This window comes from Vibrio sp. OPT20 (assembly GCF_963889365.1).
Classification (GTDB): domain Bacteria; phylum Pseudomonadota; class Gammaproteobacteria; order Enterobacterales; family Vibrionaceae; genus Vibrio; species Vibrio splendidus.
The window spans coordinates 1-14,914 of the sequence record NZ_CAWPOA010000078.1; the positions used below are offsets into that span (position 1 = coordinate 1).

The 14,914-nt window shown below is 42.7% G+C and carries 15 protein-coding genes and 2 pseudogenes; 12 read left to right on the plus strand and 5 right to left on the minus strand.

Annotation, left to right across the window (positions count from 1 at the left end):
• Positions 1-708 precede the first annotated feature (708 nt).
• The 5 genes from AACR09_RS17095 to AACR09_RS17115 all read left to right on the plus strand — a co-directional run bounded on the left by AACR09_RS17095 (position 709) and on the right by AACR09_RS17115 (position 6,307).
• Entirely contained in the window at positions 709-1,839 is a 1,131-nt protein-coding gene (locus tag AACR09_RS17095) for a carbohydrate porin (protein ID WP_017091943.1), read from the plus strand.
• A 163-nt stretch (positions 1,840-2,002) separates the two neighbouring features.
• Positions 2,003-3,280 carry a DUF3440 domain-containing protein gene (locus tag AACR09_RS17100; protein WP_102248770.1) on the plus strand — a complete coding sequence of 426 codons (1,278 nt, stop codon included), beginning with the start codon at positions 2,003-2,005 and terminating at the stop codon, positions 3,278-3,280.
• Entirely contained in the window at positions 3,270-3,908 is a 639-nt protein-coding gene (locus tag AACR09_RS17105) for an IbrB-like domain-containing protein (RefSeq protein WP_102557227.1), read from the plus strand. Before AACR09_RS17100 ends, AACR09_RS17105 begins: the two co-directional genes overlap by 11 nt.
• Positions 3,909-4,123: 215 nt before the next feature.
• Positions 4,124-5,410, plus strand: coding sequence for an aromatic amino acid transporter (locus tag AACR09_RS17110; protein ID WP_102503613.1), 1,287 nt, complete (start codon positions 4,124-4,126; stop codon positions 5,408-5,410).
• 642 nt (positions 5,411-6,052) lie between these two features.
• Complete coding sequence (locus AACR09_RS17115; RefSeq protein ID WP_193835418.1) at positions 6,053-6,307, plus strand: hypothetical protein; 255 nt, start codon at positions 6,053-6,055, stop codon at positions 6,305-6,307.
• Positions 6,308-6,331: 24 nt separating this feature from the next.
• Here AACR09_RS17115 and AACR09_RS17120 read toward each other — a convergent pair.
• Positions 6,332-6,496, minus strand: a pseudogene (locus tag AACR09_RS17120) (regulator); the annotation flags it as partial.
• Between the two features lie 133 nt (positions 6,497-6,629).
• The gene (locus tag AACR09_RS17125; protein WP_017061991.1) at positions 6,630-7,022 is read right to left on the minus strand and encodes a Rid family detoxifying hydrolase; all 393 of its coding nucleotides are present in this window, start codon (positions 7,020-7,022) and stop codon (positions 6,630-6,632) included.
• Between the two features lie 385 nt (positions 7,023-7,407).
• Between AACR09_RS17125 and AACR09_RS17130 the strand changes: the two genes are divergently transcribed.
• Together AACR09_RS17130 and AACR09_RS17135 are read left to right on the plus strand one after the other, a co-directional pair.
• Entirely contained in the window at positions 7,408-7,617 is a 210-nt protein-coding gene (locus tag AACR09_RS17130; RefSeq protein ID WP_004732615.1) for a DUF3283 family protein, read from the plus strand.
• Between the two features lie 96 nt (positions 7,618-7,713).
• Positions 7,714-8,430 (plus strand): YebC/PmpR family DNA-binding transcriptional regulator, encoded by a 717-nt coding sequence (locus tag AACR09_RS17135; RefSeq protein WP_004732617.1) that lies wholly within the window; start codon positions 7,714-7,716, stop codon positions 8,428-8,430.
• 178 nt (positions 8,431-8,608) lie between these two features.
• Here the strand turns inward: AACR09_RS17135 and AACR09_RS17140 are convergent, their stop codons facing one another.
• Entirely contained in the window at positions 8,609-8,860 is a 252-nt protein-coding gene (locus tag AACR09_RS17140; protein ID WP_193835419.1) for a DUF2798 domain-containing protein, read from the minus strand.
• Positions 8,861-8,944: 84 nt separating this feature from the next.
• On the opposite strand from AACR09_RS17140, the gene AACR09_RS17145 reads away from it, so the two are divergent.
• The 3 genes from AACR09_RS17145 (at position 8,945) to AACR09_RS17155 (ending at position 11,992) form a co-directional block, all read left to right on the plus strand.
• The gene (locus AACR09_RS17145; protein WP_193835420.1) at positions 8,945-9,847 is read left to right on the plus strand and encodes a LysR family transcriptional regulator; all 903 of its coding nucleotides are present in this window, start codon (positions 8,945-8,947) and stop codon (positions 9,845-9,847) included.
• Between the two features lie 12 nt (positions 9,848-9,859).
• The gene (locus tag AACR09_RS17150) at positions 9,860-10,735 is read left to right on the plus strand and encodes an NAD(P)-dependent oxidoreductase (RefSeq protein ID WP_193835421.1); all 876 of its coding nucleotides are present in this window, start codon (positions 9,860-9,862) and stop codon (positions 10,733-10,735) included.
• A gap of 396 nt (positions 10,736-11,131) precedes the next feature.
• Positions 11,132-11,992 carry an endonuclease/exonuclease/phosphatase family protein gene (locus tag AACR09_RS17155; RefSeq protein ID WP_017082936.1) on the plus strand — a complete coding sequence of 287 codons (861 nt, stop codon included), beginning with the start codon at positions 11,132-11,134 and terminating at the stop codon, positions 11,990-11,992.
• Between the two features lie 160 nt (positions 11,993-12,152).
• Here the strand turns inward: AACR09_RS17155 and AACR09_RS17160 are convergent, their stop codons facing one another.
• Together AACR09_RS17160 and AACR09_RS17165 are read right to left on the minus strand one after the other, a co-directional pair.
• Entirely contained in the window at positions 12,153-12,509 is a 357-nt protein-coding gene (locus AACR09_RS17160; protein ID WP_017084974.1) for a nuclear transport factor 2 family protein, read from the minus strand.
• 45 nt (positions 12,510-12,554) lie between these two features.
• A complete protein-coding gene (locus AACR09_RS17165) occupies positions 12,555-13,466 on the minus strand; it encodes a DMT family transporter (protein ID WP_193835422.1) in 912 nt (303 codons plus the stop codon).
• Between the two features lie 103 nt (positions 13,467-13,569).
• On the opposite strand from AACR09_RS17165, the gene AACR09_RS17170 reads away from it, so the two are divergent.
• Both AACR09_RS17170 and AACR09_RS17175 read left to right on the plus strand, forming a co-directional pair.
• Positions 13,570-14,463, plus strand: a complete 894-nt coding sequence (locus AACR09_RS17170; RefSeq protein WP_193835423.1) for a LysR family transcriptional regulator — start codon at positions 13,570-13,572, stop codon at positions 14,461-14,463.
• A gap of 195 nt (positions 14,464-14,658) precedes the next feature.
• Positions 14,659-14,914, plus strand: a pseudogene (locus tag AACR09_RS17175) (hypothetical protein); the annotation flags it as partial.

Genomic DNA, 14,914 nt, shown 5'->3' on the forward strand with positions numbered 1-14,914 from the left:
AGAAAATGTACGTCGTTGTCGTTTTGTCATTGAACACCTCATTTATGGTGGAGACTTTACCACCTAATTTGGTGTCCGGGATCATTAGACCACTACATTATGCACTTTGATTGTTCTGGGCGTGGGGGGGAGATGCGGGATTTAATAAAGGCTCTCGCTTCATTTATTAGTTATAAATTATTGGAAGATTTGTCAGGTCGCTCGCATAATTTTACCGTTGGTTCTTAGGAACCAGCGACTCTTGCATTTTGCCAAATCTTTTGGGCACATAAGGATGAAGTCACCCTCTATATATTTGATAGCAAAGTTCCCCAAAACCAACTTTGTTATTCATTACTGGGCAGTGTTACTTGTAGTCGTCCTATTTTTAAGTGACCAAGATCATATCAGAAACTCTGTCATTTTCCTTCTTACAAACAAACATGTTTTGCTGTTCAATACGTTAAACGGAGCCACTCCATTTTAGGTGAACCTTGTTTGGTTAAGGCTTTTAGACCTGATTGAAACTTTTCCTATACGCTGTTGTGTAACATCTGTATTTCCCCTTTCACTTTCTGTTTGTGCAAGGAGAAAAGTTGATAAAGATGAGCCCATAAATTACCCATTAATTACAAGAATTCATTTTTCAAATCCCTCTTAATACCTTCTGACTAACAAAAGTTGAGCCGAGCTGTACAACTACCATGACAACAACAGGAAGTTATTGATATGAGCGAGAATGTACCATTTACGAAAAAGACAAAGCGTTTTTGGCTAACGCTTTTGGGAGCCGTAATGTTTGTCGTTGGCACGCCAACCTTGACGAATGCGGCTGAAGATAAAGCTCTAAAGGGAGCTGTGGATTATTATGTTTATGGTTTAACGTCCAGTGAGAGCTTGCCGAACAAAGACAGCAGTGCGGCAGCTGGTATTGCACGGATTACATTGAATTGGCTAGCTTACCAAAAAGAGAGTGATACCGGAGCTTTGCAGCTGAGGGTTGATCATAAGCACGGTTATACAGATAGTACGCCCTCTGAATTTGTCATGGGTAATGTCGGAGGGTTTGGCTTAATCCAACCAGCTTTTAGTGATATAGGTTTAAGGTTAACGAATCTTTATTGGACACAAACCTTTAATAAACAATCTACCGATATGATGGTTGGCTTTTTAGATACGACTGATTATGTTGATACTTATCAGTTGGGTAACCCTTACTATGGTTTTTCTAACTTACAGTTTAGTACCGGTTCCGGTTCCATCCCAATCCCAGATGAATCAACATTCGGCGGTGTTCTACGCCATATGATGTCGGAAAACTATTATTTTTATGCAAGTTTCTCTGATGCAAAAGCTGATTCGACTAAGCCTTTCGATGGTGTTGAACAGTTCATCAATGATAATCAATATTTTAAGTCCCTAGAAATAGGTTGGGTGGAGTCGAAAGACGATTTTTATTTGAAGAATTCACACCTAACAGTTTGGCACAGTGATGGGCCAAAAGAGCAAGCTAGCGAAAACTATGGCGCAAATTGGTCATCCATATATAAAACCGGCTCATGGATACCATTTTTCAGAGCCGGTGTCGCGCAAGGACCTGAGGCTCTATACAAATCTTCGGTCGTGTTTGGCACAGGATATAGTGGGGTAGGGCCTGGCACGCTTGGTATCGCTCTAGGTTGGGCTAAGCCTAATGCCGAACTAGATGATTCTTATAATTCAGAAATCTATTACCGCATGAATTGGGGGGCTCTCTCGTTAACTCCTAATGTGCAATATCTTCACACTTTACCGTTTAACTCAAAAGCCGATGACAGTTGGATTATAGGTTTAAGAGGCAACCTTCACTTCGGTTTTTAATGTAAGCCAAGCCGTTCTTTCCTAAATCACAACGGGAGAGCGGCTCTTTACGATGAGGCTTCAAATCGGTACCTAGAAATTGAATTAATTACCAATAATTAATTTATAAAAAACACGAAATTTACGTACCTTGGTTTGAATATTAAATGACATTCGTGAACCCATGACTACCAAGCGCCTACTTAGTATTAGTAAAGGAAGAAGAAAAGGTTACTTCTCTCGAGACAAGATTCAGCAGGATTACAATGTGCTCGAAGGAGCGCGCCAAAGAATATTGTACCTTCTCGACAACTTTAGCCACTTTTATGTATCGTTTTCCGGAGGGAAAGATTCTGGTGTTCTTTTGAACTTAACTATCCAAGAATCAAAAAAACGTGGCCGACTACCTGTTGATGTACTCATCGTAGACTTCGAAGCCCAATACCACGAAACTCATGCTTTTATTGAGCGTATGGTACTTCGTGGCGAAGTAAACCCATACTGGGTTTGCTTACCGCTTAGTTTAAGAAATTCAATTTCACAATTTCAGCCTAAATGGCTTTGTTGGGATCCAGATAAGGAAGCGCAATGGGTTAGAGAAATACCACAACATGAAGGCGTGATTTCTGATCTGGAGCATCTCTCGTTTTTTAAAAAAGGCATGGAATTTGAGGATTTCGTCTTTAAATTTGCTCATTGGTACCAAAAAAAGAAAGGCACACCAATTGCTGTGCTCATTGGTATACGAGCGGATGAGTCTTTACATCGTTTTAAAACTATTAAAAATCGTGCCAAAAAGAAATTTGATGATAAATATTGGACGACTCAAATGCAGGGTGACGTCTATATGGCTTACCCTCTTTATGATTGGAAAACTCCAGATATTTGGGTCGCGAACTCGCGCTTCAATTGGGATTACAACCGTATTTACGACTTAATGCATAAGGCCGGCGTCCCTCTTTCACAGCAGCGGCTTTGCCAACCTTTTGGAGATGAGCAAAGAAAAGGTTTGTGGCTATATCAAATATTAGAACCTGATACCTGGCAAAAACTAGTTGCCAGAGTAGAAGGGTGTAACTTTGGTGCTCGATACTCAAAAAGTCAGGGGCGTATCCTTGGTTATTATCGATTTGAATTACCACCGGGACTTAGCTACCGGCAATACAGTAAATACCTTTTGAAAACCATGCCGCCACATGTAGAAAAACATTACCGAGACCGAATTTTTAAGTTCTTACAGTGGTGGCGTAAAAACGGTCCTCAAAAAGGAGTGACCTGCATCCCTGACTACGCAGAGAGTAAATTGGAATCTAAAAAGCAAGTTCCTAGTTGGAGAAGAATTTGTAAAGTACTGATTAAAAATGACTATTGGTGCCGAGGGCTCTCTTTTGGGTACAACAAGTCCTTAGCAAAAAAATACCATGCCCTTTATGGAGAAGAGAGTAATACGAATGGAAAGTGAACCTACTCAAGCTTATCAGCACCGCACCAAGAAGCGGTTGAAATCTATCAATAACACGAACAAACAAATCATTGATAAGGTCGCAATTTACAATAAAGCAGTCAAAGTACTCATCGAGCTTATTCCTGACTTACCGCCAGCTTGTCATGTTGAAATGATCCCACTTGATGAGATAGAAGCTAACCAATACAACCCAAATAAAATGGCGCCTCCAGAAAGTAAACTTCTAAAAACGTCGATGGAGAAAAATGGCGTAACTATGCCTATTTTAGTCAGTTGTTTGAATACTTCGGTGAAAAAATATGTCGTCATCGATGGTTGTCATCGCTATCAATTATTATTAAATCACCCCGAACTGCAAGCCTTAAAGGGCTACGTACCCGCAGTGGTGCTTAGTTTGCCTGAAGAAAAGTGTATGTCGACTTCGGTTCGTCATAATCTTGCTCGTGGTTCACATCAAGTCGAGCTTACAGCTGCTTTGCTTATCCAGCTTAAAGACATGGGATGGACAAATCATAAGATTTGCTACGAACTGGGAATGGATAAAGATGAAGTTTTACGATTGCAGCAGGTCACTGGGCTTGCTGCTGCTTTTAAAGATCAGGACTTTTCACAAGCATGGGAGTAATTATTTTTCTAGAAGCCAAAAACAACACGAACGTTATTCTGTAGATGTCCAAATATGATCCTAATTTAGTATTTAATTACTATTTCACTCTGAAATTTAAGCGCTAAAGTCGATGACTCTAGCGCTTTTTTTGAACGCCAAATCCACTAAAAAAAGAATCGGATAACCGCGTCTAAGAAAGCAATGTGAACCAACGAAAGGAAAGGTATTCATTTATGGATAGTATGAAACAGAAACAGGCAATGACAACCAAACCGCCTTCAGTGATTGGAGGTGCCTGTATCGTCGCATGCATTTGCATCGGTGCTGGTATGCTTGGGCTCCCCGCTGCTGGTGCTGGGGTCTGGACCATCGGTGCTTTAATGGCTTTGCTCTTCACTATGCTCATCATGACAACCAGTGGTTGTCTATTGCTTGAAGTTCTAAAGGATTACCCGTACAGGTCGTCTTTTTCTTCCATCACTAAAGACTTGCTAGGGAAAGAGATTAATTTTCTAAATAACTTAATGATTTATTTTGTAGGGGGGATTTTACTGTACGCTTACATCACCTCATCCGGGCTGATTATTAATGAATACTTTGGCCTGGCCCCAAAACTCGCTTCTATTCTTTTTGTGCTTATATTTTCAGTATTAGTTTGGCATTCAACAAAAACGGTTGACCGTATTTCTATCGTGTTAATGCTATTTATGATCATCAGTTTTAGTTTTGGCACTGCAGGCCTTTGGTTCAACGTTAACCTTAGTACCTTGCTTGATGTTGCTCATCTAAAATTTGAGTATGCACAGTACGTGTGGGTCTTTTTTCCCATTGCTTTAACTGCATTTGGGTATCACCACAGTGTATCTACATTACGAGATTACTACCTTGAAGAAAGGCTCGCACAAAGGGCTATTGTAGGTGGAACACTTATTGCGCTTTTTATTTACACCGTTTGGTTATTAAGTATTTATGGTAATTTACCAAGATTTAGCTTCGGCCCCATTATTGCCGAAGGCGGCAATATCGATACCTTGCTGATTAGCTTAAAAGCGGTCTTGGCTGAAGAAACTTTATCAAATGTGATTAGTGCTTTTTCTGCGGCTGCCATTTTGTCGAGCTTTGTAGGGGTAGGCTTGGGTGTGTTTGATTTTTTGGCTGACCTCTTTCAATTTGATGCTACATCCAAAGGAAGAACTAAAACTTGGGCGGTTACATTTATTCCGCCGCTTATTTTCTCCCTTCTCTTTCCTTTCGGCTTTCTTACAGCCATTGGTTATGCCGCATCGGCCGCGGCTATTTGGGCGTGCATCGTACCTGCATTGTTAGCAAGGAAATCAAGGCTGCAAAGACCAGCGTTTTATAACCTTGAAGAGAGTGAAGAGGACCAGCAAAAATCGAAGCCTTACCAAGTGCCTGGAGGAGAGTTGGTGTTGATTGGTGTATTTGTTTACGGTGTGAGTATCATTATTATCAACGTATTAGTTATGTTCGAAGCACTGCCCGTTTTTGACGGAGTCTAACCTTATTAATTATTAAGTGGCACACCGTGTCACTTAATCTTCTACCCAAAAACCTTCAAATTAGGGCTAGTGACCCTCAACCTAGCAGTGACTCTGTAACGTTATATTTAATCTTTAGAGCTACCCGTATATTTTTGCTTTTTCCCGTTATGTATCACGGGGGTAAATTCGACCTAGCTATCAGCCTCACCTAACCCGCTCTAGATGCAAGCAGCGCGCTAGTTATCTACTTCAAACAAGACAGAATGATTCAACCATCTCACTTGTAACTATAAGTCATTGGTCGTAATAGACAATTGTTAGTAGAATTGCATCAACAAAAAATAGACATCAAAATTTTTATATTCAAACATATAAACTTTCTGTCAGATAGCAGTCAAGGACCTTTAGTATGGACGCACCTCAAACTTCAGAGTTATATGAATTGGCAACCTCAATAATCCCAGTTGTTAGCGGAGCCTTAATTGCTCTTGTTGGGGCTTTAGTTGGAAGCAATTACACCCATAGATTAAATTCAAACGCGAATAAACTCGCTCGAAGCTGGAGTTAATAGTAATTGAATGCTTTGAAATTAGTGTTTGGTTAAAGAAACAAGAGAACTATTACTTTTTTGGAAGTGACGAAACGATCGAACAATCACCCATGGCAAAAATTGCAGCTTTGAATGCGATTTATTTTGAAGAGCTGGATGAGCAAGTTAACTCACTGTCTAATGCGGAGATTTGCTACCGTTCTTTCCTTGTTGAAGGTGCAAAGCTAAAGCTAGAACAAGATTCAAATGCTCCATCAATAGAACATTTAAATAAAACTGGAGAGGTCTATAGCAACTTAATTGCAGAGCGAGATTCTCTGGTTCAAGCAGCTCGAAAATTGATGAAAACATTGTCCGAGCCTTAAAAAACTACGCCATCCTTTACAGTAAGACATACGCATGAGCCTTTTACACTCCGGATGTATCGGTTTTCCTTCACCCCAACTCGTGACAGTCCTCACAGTTTTAAAACACAGTTCAGCAACCTCTTCCTTCGTCATTTGGCACTCTAACTCTCGAAAAATGTAATTCTTACTCATTTCGCGATACTTCAATGATAAAACCTCTAAATACAAGAGGTCGCACTGATTCAAGGGGGTATGCATGATTGGGCATAAGTAGGCAAAGTGCGCACTAAATAGGTAACCCCAGCTCTAGGCTGGGGCTAAAAAACGAAACAAATAACAACTAAGGCGCGACAGCTACGGCCTCTATTTCAATCAGGGCATTGAGAGGAAGTTTCGATACTTCGATGCAGGTTCTCGCGGGGAAAAAATTGGCACCGTTCTTAATAAAGAAATCGTTATAAATTTCATTTACCACGGAAAAGCTCATCATATCGGTAAGGTAGACGGTTGTTTTCACTACATCTGACATGTCAGCGTCTGCATGGAGCAAAATCGCTCTCATGTTCTCTAGACACTGCACGGTTTGCTTCTCCAGACTACTTTTGACCAAAAGTCCGGTATGAGGACTCAATGGTAATTGACCTGAAGTGAAAATTAGCCCACCGGTGATGACCCCTTGAGAATATGGTCCGATCGCTTTTGGGGCTGCTTGAGTATCAATGATTTTGCGCATATTTTAATTTAACCGTGTTTGTGAATGAAACATCAACACTATCGGTTTGATTAAAAAAACACTTATTATTTAATCATAATTAAAACTGAATTTTAATACTCCCTTCCTTTCTAATCGAGCAAATGAGCAGTGAACGGTAGTCACATACTGAGCAGGACGGTGCGCTACTGATTAAGCAAGTTCATCGAAATTAACCATTCAAATCTCTGTTTTCAGCTTGTATCGGCTCTTTAGCCAAAAGCACTTTTCCAAAACTAGCTTGACCTGCATCAGCGACTTGTTGCTTTCTCGTCCTACAACCCCCACTATTGCTCATAGTATTGGTTTTATGAGGCTGCTCTATGATATATTTCTCGGCCAAGCGTATTACAGACGAAGGCTAATAATGTCTATCAACCTTTCACTCCTTCCACCCAGTGAGAAAAATAAAATCGAACTGGATAAGCAAGCATCGTTTCTTGTATGGAAACTGAAGCAAGCGAAATGTGGCCCTGAAGCCATTGTTGAAGAAGCAATGAAGCTAGGTGATCCAGAAGAAAAGGCTTGGTTTGATCAGTCTGTTGAAAAATACAAACGAGTAATGGGTGTCGCATAAACGCAGACAAACCTTACCCAGCAAAGCTGTTGAATTGAAATGACGCAGTAATTTGCTAGAATTTGCACCGTTAATTGAATCAGAGAGAAGATCCCGATGGGAAGAAGTTTTGAAGTGCGCAAGGCCTCAATGGCGAAAACTGCAGGCGCAAAAATTAAAGTTTATTCTAAATACGGTAAAGAGATTTACGTACTGGCTAAGAACGGTAGCTCTGACCCAGACATGAACTTACCTCTTAAGCACCTGATTGCTAAAGCGAAGAAAGACCAAGTACCCGCTCACGTTATCGACAAAGCGATCGATAAAGCGAACGGCGGCGGCGGTGAAGACTTCCAACCAGCTCGTTACGAAGGTTTTGGCCCAGGTGGCACAAGCGTAATCGTTGACTGTCTAACTGACAACGGTAACCGTACTTTCCAAGACGTTCGCCAATGTTTCGTTAAAACTGGCGCGAAAATCGGTGTTGAAGGTACTGTTTCTCACATGTTCGCTCACCAAGCTGTATTCCAGTTTGCTGGTGAAGATGACGAGATCATCCTAGAAACGCTAATGATGGAAGACGTAGACGTGACTGACGTTGAGCTAGAAGACGGTGTTATCACTGTATTCGCTCCAACGACTGAGTTCTTCAAAACGAAGACTGCATTACACACTGCGTTCCCTGAGCTAACGCTAGACGTTGAGGAAATCACTTTCGTTCCTCAAACAACTACGCCAGTAGCTGAAGAAGATTCTGAGAAGTTCCAGAAGTTCTTAGACATGCTTGACGACTGTGATGACGTTCAGCAGGTTTACCACAACGCTGAGCTGTAATATCAATCAATAATTGATAGCTTTGCTCTTGTGAGTAGAATGTAGAATACAAAAAACCGAGCCTAGTGCTCGGTTTTTTTATGGGCGTAATTCAGGCATTTATCTGTGAACATAGCTTTTTTATCGTAGCTCTTTGGTGGAAGAACCTAGGTCATAGCTCCTGAATATTAGCCCTTGATCATAGTTCCGTGATCTCTGGTACGCAAAGCGTTCTCGGGCGACAAATCCATGCTGAGAGTTTTCTGATCAAAGGGAGCACGGTGAGGTTGAGCGTGATGGCACACGGCCAAGCAATCAAAAAGCTTTGCAGCCAGATTGGCGGCCATTCGTGGCTGAATCCCATTTTGTAGCCAGAAATTAACCCAGACATGATGGTCGCCATGGTCAGGGAGGATAAAATCGCGGTTACCCAAAATTGTTTGTTGCTCATACTGTGTTCTCCCGTGATTTTCTGTTGTTGATGAGATAAGGTTACATCTATCCATTAATGAGAAAAATAGGCACATATAGAAGCATGAATTCCATATTTGGAAACATTGATGATCTGTTCTTATTCTGTGCAGTGGTTGAAGAGGGCTCTTTGCTATCGGCCTCTAAACGGCTGCAATTGCCTGTGTCGACCATGTCGCGTCGGTTAACCGCATTGGAAGATCGCCTCAATATCCGACTTTTAGAAAAGAAAGGTCGTGAGTTGGTGGCCACCAAAGATGGTGAGGCGGCCTTTTCTGCACTGAGCAGCGGCATGGAGTCGATTCATCACGGCTTTAATAGCTTGCTGGAAGAGCGTGACGCTATCCAAGGCAAGATAAAGCTCGCTGTGCCTCATAACTTCTACAGTGGCTTTCTACGGTCGACGGTAGAGCAATTCCTCACTCAATATCCGAACGTTCAGCTCGACCTAACCCTGAGCCAGCAGCAGCTTATTCCTCAGACCGATCGTGACTTACTGATCACGTTTAAGATCTCGGATATGGAAGGCATGATTGCTCGGCCACTTTTCAAAGCCAAGCACGGATTTTTCGCAAGCCAAGAATATTTAGATTCGCGTGAGACAATTGAAAAACCGGACGACTTAGAGCATCAAGACTGGATTAACGTCGACGATGTGTTTGATATGCCGCTCTACAAGTCCGACCGCTTAGAACAGATGATCACGATTAAACCCAAGTTCATCGTCAACGATATTCATGCGGTGGCGGCCGCAGCGCAAAAAGGCTTGGGGCTCGCTTCATTGCCTTTTCGTCATGTATCCCCTGAGATGAATTTGATTCAAGTGCTCCCTGAGTATCATCGGGGTGATCGCCAAGCGTATTTAGTGTACAAAGAAAGAAAATATCAGCCAAAGGCTTTGACCCTACTTATTAATGCACTGATTGAGAGTGTTCGATCTTTTCATAGCGATGACTTGGTCAAATAAAAGGAGAAAGAAATGAAAGTAAGTTTTATCGGGCTAGGCGTTATGGGCTTCCCAATGGCAGGCCACCTAGTCAAAGCCGGTTTTGAAGTAACGGTATTTAACCGCACTCACAGCAAAGCGCTAGACTGGGCTGATAAACACCAAGGTAAAGCGGCAGAATCTGTGGCTGAGTGTGTCGTGGAAGCTGACGTGGTATTAGTTTGTGTGGGCAACGATGACGATGTACGCAGCATGACAACCAGCGAAACAGGCGCATTGGCAGCGATGAAGCCAAACGCGATTCTTGTCGACCACACCACAACGTCTGCTGTTCTGTCTGAAGAGCTTGAAGTGGCAGCGAAGCAAGCCGGTATTCGCTTTATGGATGCACCTGTGTCTGGTGGCCAAGCGGGCGCAGAAAACGGCGTGTTAACCATCATGTGTGGTGGCGAACAAGCGCTTTTCAACGACCTCCAACCTGTGTTCGAAGCTTACGGTAAGTCGTCGGTTCTGATGGGTAAAGTAGGTCAAGGCCAACGTGCGAAAATGGTCAATCAGATCTGCATCGCAGGCGTATTGAATGGCCTTTCTGAAGGCTTGGTGCTTGCTGAAAAATCAGGTTTGGACATCCCAACTCTGGTTGATTGCCTGAAAAACGGCGCAGCTGGGTCATGGCAGATGGAAAACCGCGCTACCACAATGGCGCAAGACAAATTCGATTTCGGTTTCGCGATTGATTGGATGATCAAAGACTTAGGCTTCTGTCTAGATGAAGCAGAGCGCCAAGGCATCCAGCTTCCACTGACTGAAAAAACCAACAACGCTTACAAGGCATTGTCTGCTGAAGGACAAGGCCGCATGGATACATCAGTATTGATGAAAGCCGTGGTTGAAGAGACGAAGAAGTAGAAGTAATAGAAGCTTCGTTTAGATAACTAAAAATAGCCGCTGATTAGCGGCTATTTTTGTTTGTGTGAACTTAGGAATGCAGTGAAAGCGTTTGTTTAAAACTCATTAAATAATATCAATTAGGATAATTCACACAAAAAAAAATGATAGAAAAACAAGTAAGGCACTGATTTAATAAACGATATTTTTTTGGTTCGGTGGTTTATAGGCATTTTTACAAACGTAATCTCAAATTAGACTTGAGGTATAGCCTTATTTTTGATGTAAATTGTAACAATTTGTGATCTATAGCGTTTTACCCTTAGAATATTGCGATTCATATCACGACATTAGCACATATTTCGGATCAATAATTTACCTCTAAAAATAACCACTTAGTAAATAAAAGAGCGTGATATGAAATATAAAAGCTTGCTACTACCTCTATCCCTAGTCATTTCAGCAACAGCAATGGCTGGAGGACACCGTGAACCTTATCAAGCCCAAACCGATTTGATTGATAAAACTTTTACTGAGCAACAGGCTCCAACAATACGAGTGGCCACATTCAATATGGCGGCCGCTCGAGTATCATCATTGACCGAAATTGCTAAAGCGATTAAAGCGCTTAATGCAGATGTTGTAGCAATTCAAGAAGTTGATGTATTAACAGACCGAAGCGGAAACGTCGATCAGCCTAAAAAGTTGGCCGAACTGACAGGGCTCAATATTGAATTTGGTCGTGCCATCGATTTTGATGGTGGCCAGTATGGTCTTGCCATAGCCTCGAAGTATCCTATCTTAAAAACTGAAGTCACCCAGCTTCCTTCAGGTAATCGTGAGCAACGTATTGTATTCGAAGCGCATATCGACGTTCCTGGCTTTAATGCACCGATAACAGTGTTCAATGCTCATTTAGATACGAAAGAAGATCCAACAATGCGAGTGGGGCAAGTTCGAGAGCTGAACGATACTGCAATTGATACACGTGGCATCAAAATTTTGCTTGGCGACATGAATGATGTTCCTGAATCTGTGACCTATCGAGAGCTTTCTCGATACTGGAACAATATTACTGACCAGAATGTCGATTTTCGCAGTTGGCCAGCCGGTAATCCTGAAATTCAAGTGGATTACGTCATGACCAGCAAAGCGCAAGTTTGGAAAATCAAAGAGATAACTGTACCGCAAAATAATACACAGTATGCTGACACTAATTGGCCTGCGGTTACAGATCACCTACCTATTGTTGTCGAAATGAAAATGCTCGAACAATAATCTATCCAGTTTAAATTTGTTTAAGTCACTACTCTATCTTAGGCTAGGTAGTGACTTATTTGTCCTACTCTACTGTTTTGAATTGCAAGCCCTATCATCCTACGGGGCTGTTATTACGGTGAGAATCTCCAAGAATAAAAAAGATCTTGGATAAGAGTTCTTACAATTCAGAGACATCCGCAAAGATTTTATATTGATGTATCAACCCCTGTTTGAAAGATAAGAAAGTCGCGAACTTAGCGGCGTACGAGCTGCCATTTAGGCGCACATAGTCAACTTGCCCCTCACACGCAACCGTATCATCGTTTACGTAGATCCCGGAAAACGTATGCGTCATTGATTCAATTGATCCAAAGAATGCTGCGTTGACCGCTTCGACAGCTGGCTTTCCTACTACTGGTGCGGCGTTCGAAAAATGAAACGACACGTCATCATGCAGTAGTGCCATTAGGGCGTGGGCATCCTTTTGGTCGACGATTTGATATAGATGTTTTGTCTGTTCGATTAATGGTGACATAGCAGTTGCTCCTTTGAATTTGAACTAATTTGGATTTGAACGAGATTAAGATTTAGCGTGATTAAATAAGTACAGGCTTATCAACAACAGTATTACGGATGCGATCAATTGCAGCGTTAATGGCTCGCCATACCACGTGATCCCAATGGAAACGCCGACGACGGTCACCACATTTCCCACTTGGCTAAAGCCCAACCCGTCAGTGATCCGTTGAAAACGAAACGTCAGTAAATAGCTGAGTGCCGATAAGCATGCCATCAGCGCAAGTACGCCAGTTCCGTTTGCAATGACCTCACCATCGATCGCATGAGTAAACGGAAGCCATACCATGCTCTGTAGTGTCAGCATGCCAGCGGCCAGAACAATTGGATTGGCAAGAGAGGGGAACGCGCGACTGCGATAGACATTGCCAGCGGCCAAAAATATGGGTACGAGTAGCGCAATGGCTAGTGCTGACCAAGGGGATGAAGTGTTCATTTGTGGTGACAAAGTCACAGAGAGTGCGGCAACGACCCCAACCATGATTCCAAGTACTTTTCGCCAGGTTAACGAGGACCCTTGAAAAGGTAAGGTGAATAACAAGGTAAAAATGGGCGACAAAGTGACGAGTACACTGAACGTACTGGTATTGAGAGATTGTAGGGCATAGGTTGACGCCAGATTAGGGATTGCGACGCCCAGTAAACCAGCCCAAAGATAATAACGGTAATGCACCAATGCCGTTCGGTTGAGCTGACCTTGTATTACCAATAACGTCATCAACAATAAAGCTGCACCTGCCATCGGTATAATCGCGACATCAATCGGTGGGATGCCAATGGTCACAGCATATTTGGCGAACGCAAAATTCACGGCGACAAGACTGCCAATGCTGACCACGTATAGCGGAGACTGGAATTGCCGACCGATACCATTAACGTGCCTTTTTTCCGATGCCGGTTTTATCAATGATTTCATGTCTTACTCTATTGTTGAAGTCGATGAAATCAGCATAAAAGACCTAGATTGATTAGAGAATAGGCTCTACACTCTCCACACTGTATCCAAATTGGCGACAATCATGCAGCACTTAGACGCTATTCCTTATTTCCTTGCGGTGGTAAAACAATCGAGCTTTGCGGGCGCAGCGCGTGAACTGGGCGTGTCACGTTCGGCGGTTAACAAGCGGGTGATCCAACTAGAGTCGAGCCTTGGAGTGCGTTTGCTGCATCGTACTACGCGCCAAATATCGCTTACTGAATCGGGTGAGCAGTTTTATGATCACCTCACCAAAGCCAATTATTGGCTGCAAAAAGCTGAAGATGCTGCAACCAGTCAGCAAAATCAGGCAATTGGCACATTGCGGGTTAGTGCACCAATGTCTTTTGGTCGTCTGATATTGGCCCCTCTCATCCCACAATTTCTTAAACGCTACCCTCATATTCACATCGACATGACGATGGACGATGGTTACGTCGATATTGTCGAAGGAGGATATGACGTTGCGATTCGAGCTGGGGATTTAAATGACTCGAGTTTAGTGGCGAAGCGGTTAACCAGCGTCCGTAGCGTTATCTGCGTCTCGCCTACGTATTTTGATGAGAATGGTTTGTCGATCCCAACCGAGATCTGCGAACTCAGTGCACACAACGCTTTGCTCTATCGTCATACATCTGAGAGCGCCGAGTGGTTTTTTGGTCACCAAGATCAGGTGACCAGCGTTGTAGTGAAAGGCAATTACCGAGTCAACAACAGCGAAGCATTACTGTGTGCGACTATGGCAGGGCTTGGGATCGCTAGGCTTCCCGACTTTATTGCTAATGCTCCCATTCAGTCTGGGGAATTGCTGCCCTTGCTACCTAGCTATCTGATGCCAGAGAAGAATGTCTATGCATTGTTTCCTGAGCGAGATCCAATGCCACTCAAACTACGATTGTTTATCGATTTCCTTGCAGCTTCGCTCAATGATCGTTAAAAGTTTATTAAGTTGATAAGAGGCTTTAGGCGTACCTAGCCTTTTATGTTTTCACTACTTGTGCTTTTTGTTCCCGCCACTCACACCCTCTCTAAACCATTCACTCCTCGTAATTACCATTCGTCGCATTGATAAAACTACATGACAAATTCTAGTTAACCTTTCAACGTCAACATTTGAAAGGGATTAGAAATCATGACTACTTCACACTCATTTAATTCAGGTTCTACCACTTCTGTGCTTAAGCGTTCATTACTGGTTGCACTTGTTTCATTCGCACCCACTTTGGCGCAGGCTAACCCAAGTTCAGACGTTCTTGATATCTACAATCAAGCCGCGCAAGGCAATGAAGATCTGGTAGAGGTGGCTTACGAACGTCTGAACGACACGCTGCAACAAGACGGTGCGACACCACTGACCTTGGTTTACCTCGGAAGCACAGAAACCCTGA